This is a genomic window from Limosilactobacillus antri DSM 16041 (assembly GCF_000160835.1).
Classification (GTDB): Bacteria; Bacillota; Bacilli; order Lactobacillales; family Lactobacillaceae; genus Limosilactobacillus; species Limosilactobacillus antri.
Map to the genome: position 1 here is coordinate 840915 of NZ_GG700733.1, position 14972 is coordinate 855886.

At 53.4% G+C, this 14972-nt stretch carries 16 protein-coding genes; 13 read left to right on the forward strand and 3 right to left on the reverse strand.

Going from position 1 to position 14972, the window contains the following annotated elements:
- The first annotated feature begins 83 nt into the window (after window positions 1–83).
- Window positions 84–542 carry a tRNA (adenosine(37)-N6)-threonylcarbamoyltransferase complex ATPase subunit type 1 TsaE gene (gene tsaE / locus HMPREF0494_RS07450; RefSeq protein ID WP_007124343.1) on the forward strand — a complete coding sequence of 153 codons (459 nt, stop codon included), beginning with the start codon at window positions 84–86 and terminating at the stop codon, window positions 540–542.
- Complete coding sequence (locus HMPREF0494_RS07455; RefSeq protein ID WP_007124344.1) at window positions 542–1036, forward strand: GNAT family N-acetyltransferase; 495 nt, start codon at window positions 542–544, stop codon at window positions 1034–1036. The genes tsaE and HMPREF0494_RS07455 overlap by 1 nt, the downstream gene beginning before the upstream one ends.
- Before the next feature lie 45 nt (window positions 1037–1081).
- Here the strand turns inward: HMPREF0494_RS07455 and HMPREF0494_RS07460 are convergent, their stop codons facing one another.
- Together HMPREF0494_RS07460 and HMPREF0494_RS07465 are read right to left on the reverse strand one after the other, a co-directional pair.
- The gene (locus HMPREF0494_RS07460; protein WP_007124345.1) at window positions 1082–1504 is read right to left on the reverse strand and encodes a PAS domain-containing protein; all 423 of its coding nucleotides are present in this window, start codon (window positions 1502–1504) and stop codon (window positions 1082–1084) included.
- A 23-nt stretch (window positions 1505–1527) separates the two neighbouring features.
- Window positions 1528–2064, reverse strand: coding sequence for a 3'-5' exonuclease (locus HMPREF0494_RS07465; protein WP_007124346.1), 537 nt, complete (start codon window positions 2062–2064; stop codon window positions 1528–1530).
- Window positions 2065–2188: 124 nt separating this feature from the next.
- Between HMPREF0494_RS07465 and murB the strand changes: the two genes are divergently transcribed.
- On the forward strand, window positions 2189–3082 hold the full coding sequence (murB, locus tag HMPREF0494_RS07470; RefSeq protein ID WP_007124347.1) for a UDP-N-acetylmuramate dehydrogenase: 894 nt from the start codon (window positions 2189–2191) through the stop codon (window positions 3080–3082).
- A gap of 154 nt (window positions 3083–3236) precedes the next feature.
- Window positions 3237–4157: a ribokinase gene (gene rbsK / locus HMPREF0494_RS07475; RefSeq protein WP_007124348.1), complete on the forward strand. Its 921-nt coding sequence runs from the start codon at window positions 3237–3239 to the stop codon at window positions 4155–4157.
- Window positions 4158–4374: 217 nt separating this feature from the next.
- On the opposite strand, the gene HMPREF0494_RS07480 is transcribed toward rbsK, so the two are convergent.
- Window positions 4375–5034, reverse strand: coding sequence for a DUF1361 domain-containing protein (locus tag HMPREF0494_RS07480; protein ID WP_007124349.1), 660 nt, complete (start codon window positions 5032–5034; stop codon window positions 4375–4377).
- 99 nt (window positions 5035–5133) lie between these two features.
- On the opposite strand from HMPREF0494_RS07480, the gene cdaA reads away from it, so the two are divergent.
- From cdaA to apf, 9 genes are all read left to right on the forward strand, one after another.
- Window positions 5134–5985, forward strand: a complete 852-nt coding sequence (gene cdaA / locus HMPREF0494_RS07485; RefSeq protein ID WP_040458907.1) for a diadenylate cyclase CdaA — start codon at window positions 5134–5136, stop codon at window positions 5983–5985.
- Window positions 5972–6820: a CdaR family protein gene (locus HMPREF0494_RS07490; RefSeq protein ID WP_007124351.1), complete on the forward strand. Its 849-nt coding sequence runs from the start codon at window positions 5972–5974 to the stop codon at window positions 6818–6820. The genes cdaA and HMPREF0494_RS07490 overlap by 14 nt, the downstream gene beginning before the upstream one ends.
- Before the next feature lie 12 nt (window positions 6821–6832).
- The gene (gene glmM, locus HMPREF0494_RS07495) at window positions 6833–8188 is read left to right on the forward strand and encodes a phosphoglucosamine mutase (RefSeq protein WP_007124352.1); all 1356 of its coding nucleotides are present in this window, start codon (window positions 6833–6835) and stop codon (window positions 8186–8188) included.
- A gap of 222 nt (window positions 8189–8410) precedes the next feature.
- Window positions 8411–10231 carry a glutamine--fructose-6-phosphate transaminase (isomerizing) gene (gene glmS / locus HMPREF0494_RS07500; protein ID WP_040458908.1) on the forward strand — a complete coding sequence of 607 codons (1821 nt, stop codon included), beginning with the start codon at window positions 8411–8413 and terminating at the stop codon, window positions 10229–10231.
- A 249-nt stretch (window positions 10232–10480) separates the two neighbouring features.
- A complete protein-coding gene (locus HMPREF0494_RS07505; RefSeq protein ID WP_404803171.1) occupies window positions 10481–10798 on the forward strand; it encodes a hypothetical protein in 318 nt (105 codons plus the stop codon).
- Window positions 10799–10927: 129 nt separating this feature from the next.
- Window positions 10928–12760 (forward strand): acyltransferase family protein, encoded by a 1833-nt coding sequence (locus tag HMPREF0494_RS07510; protein WP_007124355.1) that lies wholly within the window; start codon window positions 10928–10930, stop codon window positions 12758–12760.
- Window positions 12761–12771: 11 nt separating this feature from the next.
- Window positions 12772–13245, forward strand: a complete 474-nt coding sequence (locus HMPREF0494_RS07515) for a MarR family winged helix-turn-helix transcriptional regulator (protein WP_007124356.1) — start codon at window positions 12772–12774, stop codon at window positions 13243–13245.
- Window positions 13238–14044 carry a Cof-type HAD-IIB family hydrolase gene (locus tag HMPREF0494_RS07520; RefSeq protein ID WP_007124357.1) on the forward strand — a complete coding sequence of 269 codons (807 nt, stop codon included), beginning with the start codon at window positions 13238–13240 and terminating at the stop codon, window positions 14042–14044. The genes HMPREF0494_RS07515 and HMPREF0494_RS07520 overlap by 8 nt, the downstream gene beginning before the upstream one ends.
- Before the next feature lie 314 nt (window positions 14045–14358).
- Window positions 14359–14934, forward strand: coding sequence for an aggregation-promoting factor (gene apf, locus HMPREF0494_RS07525; protein ID WP_040458909.1), 576 nt, complete (start codon window positions 14359–14361; stop codon window positions 14932–14934).
- The last annotated feature ends 38 nt before the right edge of the window (window positions 14935–14972 follow it).

Sequence of the window (14972 nt, forward strand, 5' to 3'; positions counted from 1 at the left end):
AGAGCCCGGTTACGCTTCCTTTGTTTTCCCATTAGCGATGGGCTACAATAGGGACAATTAAGAACATTACTGAGGTGAGCACAATGCAGACAGTTGAAATGGATAGCCGGGAGGCCACAATTGCGCTGGGCAAGGCGGTTGGCACCCAGCTGGCGGCGGGCGACGTCCTCGTCCTCGATGGCGACCTGGGGGCGGGGAAGACAACCTTTACCAAGGGCCTGGCCCGGGGGTTGGCAATTCCTGACATTATCAAGAGCCCGACCTTTACGATTATCCATGAGTACCACGATGGGCGCCTGCCCTTATACCACATGGATGCCTACCGCCTAGAAAATGGTGGCGGTGAAGACCTCGGCCTTGAGGAATACTTTGACAGCGACGGGGTCAGCGTTGTCGAATGGGCGGAGTTCGTGGAAGACGAGCTGCCGGCGGACTTCTTGGCGATCCACTTTAAGCGGACCAGCGACGAAAACAAACGGGTGTTGGAATTTGAACCCCATGGGGCTCATTTTCAGCAACTGGTCGCAACGGTGGTAGCCTAATGGCGGACGAAGTACAAATCAAACTCGCAGCGGCCGACGATGCGGCCAATATCCTGGCCTTCCTACGCAAGGCAGCTACGGAGAGCGACGCCGTGTTAATTCCCCACCTTGCGGACGTCACGGTTGAGCAGGAACGCCGCAACATCGAAATGATTAACAGCTTTGACGACTGCGTAATCATGCTGGCAATGCTTGGTGGTCAGCCGATCGGGATCGTGACGGTAATGGTCTTGGAGGACCAGCCGGGCGTTGGCGAACTGGGCGTGGTGGTTGCTAAACCGTACTGGCGCAATGGTATCGGCCAATTGCTGGTGGACGAAGCCGAATACTGGTTCCAGAATTACAGTAGCCTCCAGCAGCTGGTGCTGACGGTTTTTGCTGAAAACGTTCCGGCAATCCGCCTCTACCAAAAGCTGGGCTTCCGGCAGACCGGTCGGCACCAGGCGGGCCAGCGGGAAGTTCTGGAAATGGAATACCAAAAGCGAGCAGACTAGCAAATAACGCCTGAAATCGGTTCAGAGCCGGTTTCAGGCGTTATTTTAGTGCCGATTAAAGACCTGCTTAATGTTTCGTAGCAGGGACCCCCGTTCTTGCATTTCCCCGACCGGCTGGGTGACTTCAACGCAGCCGATATACTTGCCCTGGTCATCATGCAGGGCATAGAAGGCAATGCTGATGGGCTGCTTGTGGTAGTGGATCAAGATTTTAATGGAATCCCGGTCACCGCTGTGCATCTCGTGCAGTACCTGTTTGACCCGGCCCTGGCTGTGACCGGGATGCACTTCGAGTACGTGCTTGCCGAGGTCATCGTCGGTCCGTTTGAAAAGCCGGTGCCGGTTTGCTGACGACCAGCGGACAATGTCGTTCTCGTCAATGAAGTCGAATTCGACCGGAATCGTGGTAAAAATGGCGTTGAGCTGGGTGGTCGTTAAGGCCCCGCCATGTAATGAAATTTCTGACATCGTAATTGTTCTCCTTTGTTATTCTAGCCGACCATCTTGATGAAGGGCCGCAAGCGCTGGCTGCCGAAGTGCTGGCCCTGGTAAAGCAGGATGTTGGCGCAGGCTTGGGCGTCGTCGAGGGCGTTGTGGTGGTGGTGCAGGTCAATGTTGAGGGCAGCGCAGACCGTGTTAAGCTTGTAATTGCTTAAGCCCGGCAGTAGACGCCGGCTGCTGACGACGGTGTCCAGGGTCTGGTAGGCCGGCGGCTCGATTCCGTAGTGTTCGAGGGTACTCTTGAGGACCCCGTTGTCAAAGCGGTTGTTATGCGCGATCACCAGTTTGTCTGGGGTGTAGAAGCCCTTGATGTGCTCCCAAACCTCAGGAAAGGTTGGCGCGTTGGCGACGTCGCGTTCGTGGATGCCGTGAATTTGGACGTTCCGCCAGAAAAAGGGCGTTTGCGGATTGATGAGGGTGTAGAATTCGTCGGCAATCTGGTTGTTGCGAACAATCGTCAGGGCGAGGGAGCAGGCACTATAACGTTTGCCGCTAGCCGTTTCAAAGTCCATCGCGATAAAGTTCATTTAATTCCGCCTCCTGAGTAGGTTGGTTGTTAATAGCTTAATTGTACAAATGGCCGCCTGCTTTTGCAATTAAATGATACAATATCATGGTAAGCAAAATTATGGATTAGGATGAGGAATAAATATGGCTAATATGATGACAGAGTTCCCGGAAATCGAAATCAAGCAGGATGAACCGTTGATGCGTTATACTTACACCCACACCGGCGGTCCGGCCGACTGGCTGGCCTTTCCGAAGAGTGTGGAAGAGGTTCAAACCCTGGTTGCCTATGCTAATGACCACCAGCTGCCGTTGACCGTACTGGGCAACGCCAGCAACCTGATTGTCCGTGACGGCGGGATCGAGGGCCTGACCTTGATTTTAACGCGGATGAATAGCATCAGCGTGGCTGACGACCGGGTCACTGCCCAGGCGGGGGCCGCCTACATCGACACCACGATCGCTGCCCGGGACCACAGCCTGACCGGCCTAGAATTTGCGGCCGGGATTCCCGGCAGCATTGGCGGGGCGATCTTTATGAATGCTGGGGCCTACGGTGGTGAGACCAAGCAGGTGGTGGAGAGTGCAACCGTGCTCCTGCCGGACGGTACGGTCAGCCGCCTGACCAATGAGGAATTGGACTTTGGCTACCGGCACAGCAGCGTTCAGGACAGCCACGGGGTCGTGCTTGACGCAACCTTCCGGCTTGCGTCCGGCGACCACGAGCAAATTGCCGCTAAGATGAATGAACTTAACGCGCGGCGGGCTGCTAAGCAGCCGTTGGACCTGCCTTCCTGCGGGAGTGTCTTCAAGCGGCCAACCGGTTACTTTGCCGGCAAGCTCATCCACGATGCGGGCCTACAGGGGTACACGTCAGGCGGAGCGCAGGTTTCTACCAAGCACGCCGGCTTTATCGTGAATATTGACCACGGGACCGCTAATGATTACGTTGCGGTAATTCACCACGTCCAGGAAACGGTAAAGGAAAAGTTTGGGGTAAGCTTGCAGACGGAAGTCCGGATTATCGGTCGCAACTAACTAAAAATGAGGGCGGGGAAAGCCATTCCCGGCCCGTTATTTTTTAATTATTATCAAAACGTTTTACGTATTGCTATCATCGTTTTGTAATCGCTTTGCAGATGTGGTAAAATTGCCTGGTGATATAAAACGTTTTACCAAAAGGAGAAGGAACATGAGCAAGAAAGTTGTTGTCTTAGGCAGCATTAATGTTGATACCACCTACCACGTTGAACGCTTCCCCCAGCCGGGCGAGACGATTGCCGCCCGCAGCAAGAGTTCTGCACCGGGCGGCAAGGGGGCGAACCAGGCCGTCGCCGCCGCTCGTTCCGGCGCCCAAACCGCTTTTATCGGCGCAGTTGGTTCTGACAGCGAGGGCGATTACATGCTGGAGGCCCTCAAGGAAAACGCCATTGACGTCCGACACGTCGCAATCGATCAGTACCACGGAACCGGGAGTGCGGCGGTGACCCTGGATGCCAACGGGCAAAACGACATCATGATTTATGGCGGGGCCAACCAGGCGCTGACAACTGACGTCCTGGCTGGCGCTGAGGACGTCCTGGACGGTGCCGACTTCCTGATCAGCCAGTTTGAAACACCCCAGGCGGTGACCCTGGCGGCCTTCAAGTTGGCCAAGAAACACGGGGTCACAACGATTTTGAACCCGGCACCAGCCCATGATATTATTCCCGAATTGCTGCAGTACACGGACGTGATTGCACCGAACGAAAGTGAATGTGCTTTACTGACCGGGATTGAAATTGCTGACGAGGAGTCAATGCTCAAGAGCGCCGAGTATTTCCGGTCCCAGGGAGTTTCCCACCTCCTGGTCACTCTGGGGTCGAAGGGGGTCTTTTACGCGACGCCAGCCGGGCATGGGCTGGTTCCAGCGTTTAAGGTTAAGGCGGTTGATACCACCGCGGCCGGGGATACCTTTATCGGGGCCCTCAGTTCCCAGCTGAACGACGACTTGAGCAACGTTGCTGAAGCCTTGGTTTACGCGCAGCGGGCTTCCAGCCTGACCGTTCAGCAGATGGGTGCGATGCCATCAATTCCCACTGCTGACCAGGTCCAAGCGGCGCTGGTAGAATAATATGTAAGCATTATTATTAGTTTCAAAATCGAATAAGGTAGTACGAAGGGGCTGGGAATTAACTCAGTCTCTTTACTATTTTAAAGATAAAAATGCAATAGCGCAGTAGCTGGCTGGCAGTTCAAACGCTGATAAATCAGCATTTGACCAACCTAGCCATCCTTGCGGGGGTGGGACAACGAACTAGACAAGCTAGTTCTGTCCCACTCCCTTGACGTTAAATCATTTTAGTTGCCTGCTGGGTGAGCTTGAGGAGCCAGTAGACGATCAGCTGCATTCCCGTCATAATCAAAATGAACTCGGTGGTTGGCCAGGACCAGATCCCCCAGAGCTGTTTGAAGAACCAGGAGGGCGTAAAGAGGAGGTAGATGGAGTGCAGGCGCAGGAAGCGGCCAATATAGATTCCCGTACTGGCGGTCAGCATGAATAGGATGACCCAGCAGTATTTGAGACGGGGATGGTGTGGACTTGTCAATTGGGTGAGCTGGCGGGCCGTGTGGTCGAGGCTAATGATGCCCAGAATGAGGCAGGAGAGGGCACAGACCAGCATCATGGCAAAAATCAGCCACATTACCGGGTCGGTTTTAAGGATTCCGGTGACGTTGGTGTGGGGATGGAGCCAGGAGAGGTGGAAGAGGTCGGTCGAAACGTAAGGCGCGTTGGGGTAAAAGAGCAGCCAGACTACTAACAGCACCCAGAAGGCTAGTGCCCGCCGGTCGTTAAAGTGCCGCAAGAAGATCCCAAGTTCGATGGGCAGGTAGCCCAGAAAGGTGTTAAAAGCCATGAAATCGTACGGCGGCTTGACGAAGACCGCCAAGAGGATGATTAAGGACCAGAAATAAAGCCGGATAAGCCAGCAGAAAGTGGACTGTTTCATAAGGATGCTCCCTTTGCTAAGTTGATACTTCCAGGATAACAGATTTTTATCCCTTAAAATGATATAATATGAACGTGAATTTAGAGGATGGTGAATGCTATGCAGTTTATTGTTTCGCTTCTGACGTGGCAAAACTTAATTCGCCTGATTGATATCCTCGTAATCTGGTTTTTGATTTATGAACTGCTGATCTTAATTCGGGGGACCCGGGCAGTCCAGCTCTTTCGCGGGATTTTGATAATTATCCTGGTAAAGGTAGTCAGCTGGTACGTCGGTCTGAGTACCGTTTCCTGGCTGATGGATCAGGTCATTAACTGGGGGGTAATTGCCATCGTGATTATCTTCCAGCCAGAAATCCGGCGGGGACTGGAGCATTTAGGACGCGGCTCGTTCTTTACTGCTCACCAGACGACTAACGAGACGGAAGAAGGGCTAATCAAGCAGCTGGACCAGGCGATTCAGTACATGTCGAAGCGCCGAATCGGGGCCTTGATTAGTATTCAGATGAATACCGGTTTGGAAGAGTACATTGAAACCGGTATTCCGCTGGACGCTGACATTTCCGGGGCCCTGTTGATTAATACCTTTATTCCCAATACGCCGCTACACGACGGGGCGGTGATTATCAAGGATAACCGGATTGCCGTCGCCGCTGCCTACCTGCCATTATCGGACAGCAAGCTGATCCCAAAAGAGCTGGGGACCCGGCACCGGGCCGCGGTGGGAATCAGCGAGGTGACGGACGCCCTCACCATTGTGATTTCGGAAGAAACGGGTGAGGTTTCAATCACCAAGGATAACGAGTTAATCCGCAATATGTCGCAGAGTGACTACCTGAAGTTTTTGCGGGCCCAGCTGTACAAGCACGAGCCGCAGCACCGGGATAACCTGCTGACCCAGCTCTACACCAAGTTTGGACGTCGGGGAGGTGGCCGTCATGAACAGAAATAATGATGGAATCTTCAGCCGGCGGTGGGTTCTGCGCCTGCTTTCGCTTGTTTTAGCTATTTTCCTGTTCATTTACGTTAACGGGAGCAAGAATGGCTTCCTCCGACAGAATACTCGGGACAGCAACGAAAATAGTGCGCTGATGTCCAACCGGACGGCCAGCATCCGGATGCCGCTCAACATCACGGTCGATAACGACCGTTACGTTGTGACCGGCTATCCCCAGTATGTCAAGGTCAAGGTCAGCGGGCCGTCTGCCCTGGTTACAACGACGAGCAATACCCAGAACTTCCGGGTGTATGCCGACTTGAATGACCTCGCGCCGGGTGAACACCGGGTGGCGGTCAAAACCAGCGGTCTTAATTCGGACTTGCACGCGGTGACTGAGCCACGGTATATTAAGGTTAACATCCAGCCCCGCAAGACGATTAATATGCACGTGGATGTCCGCTTGAGCAACCATGACCTGGAAAATGGCTACACGGTCGGACGGCCGCGGATTGATACCGACGTTGTTCAGGTAACCGGTTCCCGGGAGGAAGTCAACCGGGTCAGCCGGGTAATAGCCTTTGTGGCGGTTCCAAATGACGCCAAGGGAACTTTCCAACGACAGGTGACCCTGCAGGCGGTTGATAAGAACGGACAGACGTTAAACGTGGTAATCATGCCGAAGGTAACCGGGGTAACAATCCCGGTCAGCCGGGGCGGTGATTCGTCGTCGAGCAGCACTAGCGCTAGCGCCTCCCGGTCGAGCAACTCATCGGCGGGCGCGCGGGGTAATAATCAGACTGCTAACAGCGACGTCGATAACAGCAGTGCGGATTCAACAAACAACTAAAGGAGAACTATCATGAAACTTAAATATTTTGGTACAGATGGTGTTCGCGGGGTGGCAAATAAAGACTTGAGCCCTGAACTGGCCTTCCGGGTTGGTCGGGCGGGCGGTTATGTCCTGACCCGCCATTCGGACCGGAAACAACCCCAAGTCTTGGTGGCACGGGACACCCGGATTTCTGGGCAGATGCTGGAAAACGCCTTGGTGGCCGGCCTGCTATCCGTCGGCATCGAGGTCCTGCGGCTTGGCGTGGTAACGACGCCGGGAGTGGCCTACTTAGTACGGGCCCAGGAGGCGGATGCCGGGGTAATGATTACCGCAAGCCATAACCCGATTAAGTACAACGGGATTAAGTATTTCGGTGGGGACGGGTTTAAACTGTCCGATGAACTGGAATACGAAATCGAACAACTGCTGGATGCGGCGGAAGATACGCTGCCCCGGCCGTCCGATGAAGGTTTGGGAATGGTGGCCGACTACCACGAAGGGGCGCTGAAGTACACCTCCTTTTTGGAACAGACCGTTTCTACCGACTTGAGCGGTCTGAAGGTAGTCGTTGACGCTGCTAACGGTGCCACCAGCGGCTTTGTACCGAACCTGTTTGCTGACATGAACGTTGACTTTGTACCAATCAATGCCCAGCCCAACGGCCTGAACACGAACCTCAACTGCGGGTCGACCCACCCGGCGGGCTTGCAAAAGACGGTCGTTGAAAACCAGGCGGACCTGGGACTGGCCTTTGATGGTGACGGGGACCGTTGCATTGCCGTTGACGCCGCTGGCCAGATTGTTGACGGCGATAAGATCATGTACATTTGTGGAAAGTACATGGACAGCAAGGGACTGCTGAAAAAGGATACGGTAGTGACGACCGTGATGAGCAACCTGGGGATGTACAAGGCCCTGGAAGCACACGGGATGAAGAGCGTTAAGACCAAGGTCGGGGACCGGTACGTCGTCGAAGAAATGCTCAAGAGCGGCTACAACCTTGGTGGCGAGCAGTCGGGCCATATCATTTTCCTGGACCACAACACGACCGGGGACGGGATGCTCACCGCCCTGCAGCTCCTGTCAGTGGTAAAGGAGAGTGGTAAGACCCTCGCTGAATTGGCCAGTGACGTTACTACCTACCCGCAAGAATTACTTAACATTAAGGTGGCTGATAAGGAGGCCGCTATGCAGAACGCTAAGCTGCGGGAGGTTATTGCCGCGGTCGAAGCGGAAATGGCGGGGAACGGCCGGGTCCTGGTGCGGCCAAGCGGGACGGAGCCGCTGCTGCGAATCATGGCGGAGGCCCCAACCGAGGAATTGGTTCACCAGTATGTCGAACGGATTGGTGACGTTGCTCGCGCAGAGCTTGAAGTTGAATAGTTACGAAATCGGGTCTTGGTGCAGGATAATTGTGCCGGGCCTTTTTTGTTATACCGCGGTGCAAGCTTTATTTAACGAAGCTAGACCAATTAAGTGCAACCGATTGACAAATATTTTGAAAGCTTGTACTATACAATACAGTTACGCGAAAGGTAGCGATTTTCAAGATATCTATACCAATTTCGACGAATTAAATGTTAACTAAAAAGGATGGAATTAATTATGTGTGGAATTGTTGGAGTTACAGGGACTGACAACAGCTTATCAATCTTAATTGAAGGCTTGAAGCGGCTGGAATATCGTGGTTACGATTCCGCGGGAGTGTACGTCAACGCTCAGGACGGTCATGACTACCTGGTAAAGCGGCCGGGCCGGATCAGCAACTTAGAAGCAGCCTTAACGGATGATGTGCACGGGTCAGCCGGGATTGGCCACACCCGGTGGGCGACCCACGGCGAGCCGAACGAGGCCAATGCACACCCGCAATACTCCCAGGATAACCGTTTCTACCTGGTGCACAACGGGGTCATTGAGAACTACGCCCAGTTAAAGAAGGAATACCTGGCCGACGTTCACTTTGCCAGCCAGACCGATACCGAAGTGGTGGTTCAGCTGGTTGACAAGTTCGTTGTGGAAGACCAGATGTCGACCGAGGCGGCCCTGCTGAAGGTCCTGCGCCTGATCAGTGACGACTCTTCCTACGCCTTTGTCCTGATGGACCGGGAACAGCCGGACACTCTGTACGTGGCAAAAAACAAGAGTCCGTTGCTGGTGGGCCTGGCCGACGGCTACAACCTGGTCGGGTCTGACGCGATGTCGATGATTAAGCAGACCAACCAGTTTATGGAAATTGATGACCACGAGCTGGTGATTGTTAAGCCGGACCACGTAACCATCAAGGACTTCTCCGGCAATGAAAAGCACCGGGACACCTTCACCGTCGACATGGATGAAAACGCGGCTGATAAGGGAGCCTATCCTTACTACATGCTGAAGGAAATTGATGAGCAGCCTGCCGTCATGCGGAAGCTGGTCCAAGAATACTTTGGTGATAGTGACCAGCCCCAAATTAATGCAGACCTGCTCAAAGCAATGGCTGACGCTGACCACCTCTACATTATTGGGGCCGGGACGAGCTACCACGCCGGTTTAGTCGGAGCGCGGATCTTTGAACGGCTTTGTGGAGTTCCGACCACTGTTCATATCTCATCTGAGTTTGCTTACGAGCAACCGCTGCTGTCGCAAAAACCGTTCTTTATCTTCCTTAGTCAGAGTGGGGAAACCGCGGACAGCCGGCAGGTATTGGTAAACGTCAACCAAAACAACTGGCCAAGTCTGACGATCACCAACGTGGACAAGTCGACTCTCTCACGGGAAGCGACCTTCACGGAACTGCTCTACGCCGGTCCTGAGATTGCCGTGGCTTCCACTAAGGCCTACACAGCCCAAATTGCGGTGGAAGCAATCCTCGCTAAGGCCCTCGGCGAATACCTGGGCAAACCGGCCGCCAAGGACTTTGACGTCAAGCACCAGCTGGGCTTAGTCGCTAACGGAATGCAGTCGATCACCGACAGCAAGAAGACGCTGGAAGAAGTGGCGGCGCGCTACCTGTCGAAGCCGCGGAACGCCTTCTACATCGGGCGGGGACTTGACTGGACGGTTTCACTGGAAGCGGCACTGAAGCTCAAGGAAATTTCGTATGTTCAGGCCGAAGGGTTTGCTTCCGGTGAACTCAAGCACGGAACCATTGCCCTGATTGAGGACCGCACCCCGGTAATCGGGATCATTACCCAGGACCGGACCGCGGGATTGACCCGCAGCAACCTGGATGAAACCAAGGCGCGGGGGGCAAGCACGATTACGATCGTTTCCCGCCACTTGGCTCAGGAAGACGATACGATCGTCCTGCCAGATGTTGACGAGACGCTGACACCGCTGCTGAGTGTTGTTCCGGCACAGCTGCTGGCCTACTACACCAGCCTGGGCAAGGGGCTGGACGTGGATAAGCCCCGGAACCTCGCTAAGTCCGTTACCGTTCAATAATTATTAATGAGCTGGAGTAGAGCTGGTTGACAGCGCTCTCTGGCTCTTATTTGTTTTAAACCCGCGCTTAAAATTGACATTTTTGTGATTTACTGTTGACTTATTACGGTGTAACCGCTATCATAATAGTTGCAAGGTATTAAGTATTTACCTTCTAATCAATTCTCTTTCTCTCTTATGCCAATCACCGTCATTTTGACGGTGATTTTTCGTTTTAAAGTCCCTATAATGGTTAGTGAAGGGAGCAGGATGGTTTTGGAAAAACAACAGCAAGTATTGACACTGATTGAAGAGATTACCCGCAATGACGGCACGAGCTACTACGAGATCGGCAACATGGTCCATAATGGGCGGGCCGAGCTGGCGGCGGAGCGGGGCTTCATCAAGCAGGTGCGCATCCTCCAGCTAAATATTCCTCATTCCCGGAACGTGATTAAGTACGAGGACTACGTTAACAGCCACTATCAGATGCAGGACGAGTCGATGGACCACTGGGAAGAGTGGAAACGGACCCCGGAAATGGACCAGGTCGTGGAAGATATTCTTAAGGAAAATCACGTCGGCTAGGAATTATTAACCGGCCTTGACAAGCTTCTTTGCCAGGGCCGGTTTTAATCGGAAAAAAGGCTATACAGTCGTTGATTAAGCCAGTATAATTTTATGAGGAGTAAGAGAAAAAGTGGAGGTTTGTGAAAGATGAGAGCAGCGATGCGGAGGCACAGTCAATATATTACGGGGATTGATGGCCTGCGTACTTTAGCGGTATTAGGGGTGATTATCTACCACCTGTTACCGAACGTACTTCAGGGGGGCTACTTGGGGGTTCCTCTTTTTCTGTTGATTTCGGGCTATTTTGTTACATATCAGGTCACCAAGCACTTTGACCAGGAGGGGTCCTTTGATGTTCGGGGCTTTTACAAACGACGCTTTAAGCGCTTGTACCCGGTCCTGGTCGCCATGCTGGTGCTGACGACGGCGTACATCACCCTGTTTGCCCGGCCGTTATTGCACCACATTAAGGCGACGGTGATTACCAACCTGCTGTGGGTGTATAACTGGTGGGAGATTAAGCATGGCCAGTCCTACTTTGACCAGTTCGGGGGTGCTTCACCGTTTACCCACCTCTGGACCCTCGGGGTGGAGGCCCAGTTTTACCTCCTGTGGCCGGTAATCCTGGTGTTGATGCTTCACCTCCTGAAACGGCGGACGGTCAAGTGGCTGGTCTTGCTCTTAGCCATTTTGTCAGCCGTCGAAATGGCGGTGCTCTATGACCCGCAAAACATTAACCGGGTGTACTACGGGACAGACACGCGGGCCTTTTCCCTCTTGCTAGGGGCTTGGCTGGGCCTCACCTGGCCGCTGGACAAGCTACCGCGCAACCTGATTCGTTCGGACGTACAAAAGCTCAACGGGATCGGGATTGCGGCGATTATCATTACGATTATCGGCTTTGTTACGCTGAACGGGCAGAATCCGGCCACTTACCGCGGAGGGATGTTCTTTTATAGCATCGTCGGGATGGTTTTAGTGGCGATGATTCTGCACCCGGGCGCGTCACTAAATGCCTGGCTCACCAACCCCTTCTTTTCCTGGGTCGGCAAGCGGTCTTACGGAATTTACGTGTACCAGTACCCGGTGATGATTTTCTACGAGCGGTGGGTTCACGTGGGGGTGCACCCGCTGGTCAACGCCGTGGTTGAACTATTAATGATTGCAATCATCAGTGAGCTGTCTTACCAGTTGTTGGAACGGCCGTTAGCGCACTATGACTGGACCAATCTTCGTCAGGATTGGCGGAATTTACGCGCGGTAACTTGGCAAGGAGGAATTAAATTGGCAGTTAGTATTTTGACACTAGGGATTGCCCTGTTTGGCTTTAGCCAGCCGGACCACCAGCCAGCCAAAAACGTGGTGCAGGCGCGAATTGAGCACAACCACCAGCTGGCGGCACAAAATAATAAGCAGATTGCGGAAGGCAAGAAGGCCTCAACGGCCCAGCCAACGAAACTGGAAAGGGAATATAACCTGACTAGTGACCAGGTCAAGAAGTTGCAAAACGTCAAGATCACGGCGGTTGGTGATTCGGTGATGGCGGATGCCGCCAGCAACATTCAGAAGCTGATGCCGCAGGCTTACGTTGACGCCCAAGTCGGCCGTCAGGGCGCTGATACGCCCGCAGTGATTGACCAGCTGAAAGCCCAGGGGCACCTCAACAAGATTGTGGTCCTCAATTTGGGAACCAATGGGGCAATGACCAAGGAAACCGTCAACCAGATTCTGGCGGGAATCGGCTCTGACCGTCAGGTGTTCTGGATTACGGCCCACGTGCCGACGCGGCCCTGGCAGCAAACTGTGAACCGGCAGATCAAGGCAGCCGCTAAACAGCACAAAAACGTCCACGTCATCGACTGGTATCAGGAGAGCAACAACCACGCTGACTGGTTTGCTGCCGATAATGTTCACATGGATGAGCAGGGGAACGTCCACTATACCCGGATGATTGCCAAGGCAATTTTGAACAACAAATAGGGGTGGCTTAATTGGCAGATGATGACCAGCTATTGGATCAGGCGGTGGACGTTTACCTGACGGGGCTCAAGGGCCTCGGCAAGTTTATTTCCCAGCCCTCCGCCGAGTACTCGCTGTCGTTTGAACAGTACATGATCTTACGGACGATTACCAAGCAGCCGGGGATTAAGCTGATGGAAATTGCCCACCAGCGGCGGGTGACGCGGAGCGCGATTTCCCGCCAGTTGCGGGTTTTAATAGCCAATGAATACGTCCTTCAAAAACCGGACCCCAGAGACCGGCGCCGGCAGTCCCTGACCGCAACGGCACTGGGCAAGCAGGCCGAAGAGAGAATCAATGCGAAGGTTCGGCAGCGGTTTAGCAAGTGGGTCAGCGTGTTTGGCAGTGACCGCGGTAAGCAGCTGTTGGACCTCCTGGCGGAATTTAATGAGCAGATTGTGCAAGGGGAATTGGATGATGGTAAGGAGCAACAAGCAAATGATTAAGACGATTGCCTTAGACTTAGATAACACCCTTCTAAATAACCGGAAGGAAATTTCAGCACGGAATGAAGCGGTCTTAAAGCGGCTGCATGAACAGGGAATCCACGTTGTACTGTGTACCGGACGGCCGATTAATGCCATTTGGCCTTATATTGAACAACTGGGCTTAACGATGCCGGAGGACTATACGATTACCTTTAATGGCGGCCTGGTAATTAACAACCTCACCAAGGAGCACCTGTTTGAGCGGGGGATGGCGAAGCAGGACCTTCAGCCGCTGCTCAGCTTTGTTGAGGCCAACGAGATCCCGCTGAATGTGCTGGATTTTGACCAGGTGTACGAACTCAATGATTTTCCCGGCTCGGTCTACCGGACGGTCTTGAAAAACATTAAGTTTGAAAGTATCGCCAGCCGGCACCTGCCGGAAAAGGTGTACAGCAAGGCGGTAATGGCGATTTCGCCTGAGGAGCTCTCACCGATCATCAAACACCTGCCCGCCAGCCTGAAGGAGCAGTACCACGCGGTGCAATCCCAGCCGATGATAATGGAGTTCCTGCCAATCGGTGTCAACAAGTCGGTGGGGCTAAAGGCGTTGCTCGACCACTTTGGCGAAGATTTTAGTAACTTGATGAGCTTTGGGGACGCGGATAATGACCTGGAAATGATTCGGGCGGCGGCCCAGGGGATCGTAATGAAAAACGGTCTGCCCCAGGTCAAGGCAGCCGCAACGGCGATCACCGACAGCAACGAACGTGACGGGGTTGCGAAGTATTGTGAGCGTTATTTTGCAACACAACTGTAATAAAGGGCCGGCAATTCCGGCAAATAAGGAGCAAATTGACGGGAAATCAGGATGGTTTCCCGCTGAATTTGCTCTTTTTTGTTTGCAATGTGAAGGATTAGCGAAGATTTTTGCAGGCGCTGGATCCATTCTGGCCGTAAGCTGGAGGCCGCTTGGCTCTTGCAGGGGGCAAAGATAATGTTACAGTTGCTTAACAAGTTCATGCCGAAAACGGGGAAAGAGAAAAGAAGCTGTTACAGGATGGTAAAGTTTGCCGTGTAGTATAAAGGACGTTGAACGAATAATCAGATTAATAAAGGATGGTTGTTTTACATATGAATACTAAGAAAAACTTGGTTAAAGTCTTTACTACTCTTGGGGTGGTTGCATTAGGTGTCAGCACGACCGCAGCGGTCGCTAACGCCGACATGGTTTACACCGTTCAAAGTGGTGATACCCTTTCGAGTATTTCTTACAAGTTCGCCAAGGACAACAGTTTAATTAGTGAGATCGCGAAGGACAATAACCTGAGCGACGTTAACCAGCTGCACGTTGGCCAAAAGCTCCTGATTAAGGGAAATGGGGAAATTGCGTCCCTGAATAGCAGCAGCCAGAATGCGGCTGCCAGCCAAAACAACGATGACAAGAACACCGACCAAAAGGCCAGCCAGTCTGCCAACCTCAGCAGCAGTGAACAGGCCGCCAAGGAATGGATTGCCCAGCGGGAATCTGGTGGCAGCTACACCGCTCAAAACGGGGTTCACTACGGCCGCTACCAATTAGACCTGGCCTACCTGGGGGGCGACCTCTCGCCACAACACCAAGAAGAAGTGGCCCAGCAATACATGCAAAACCGCTATGGCTCCTGGCAGGCTGCCCAAGCCCACTGGGTTGCCAACGGCTGGTGGTAAGGTGATTTCTCCCAACGACAACGCGATAGGCATTGGGA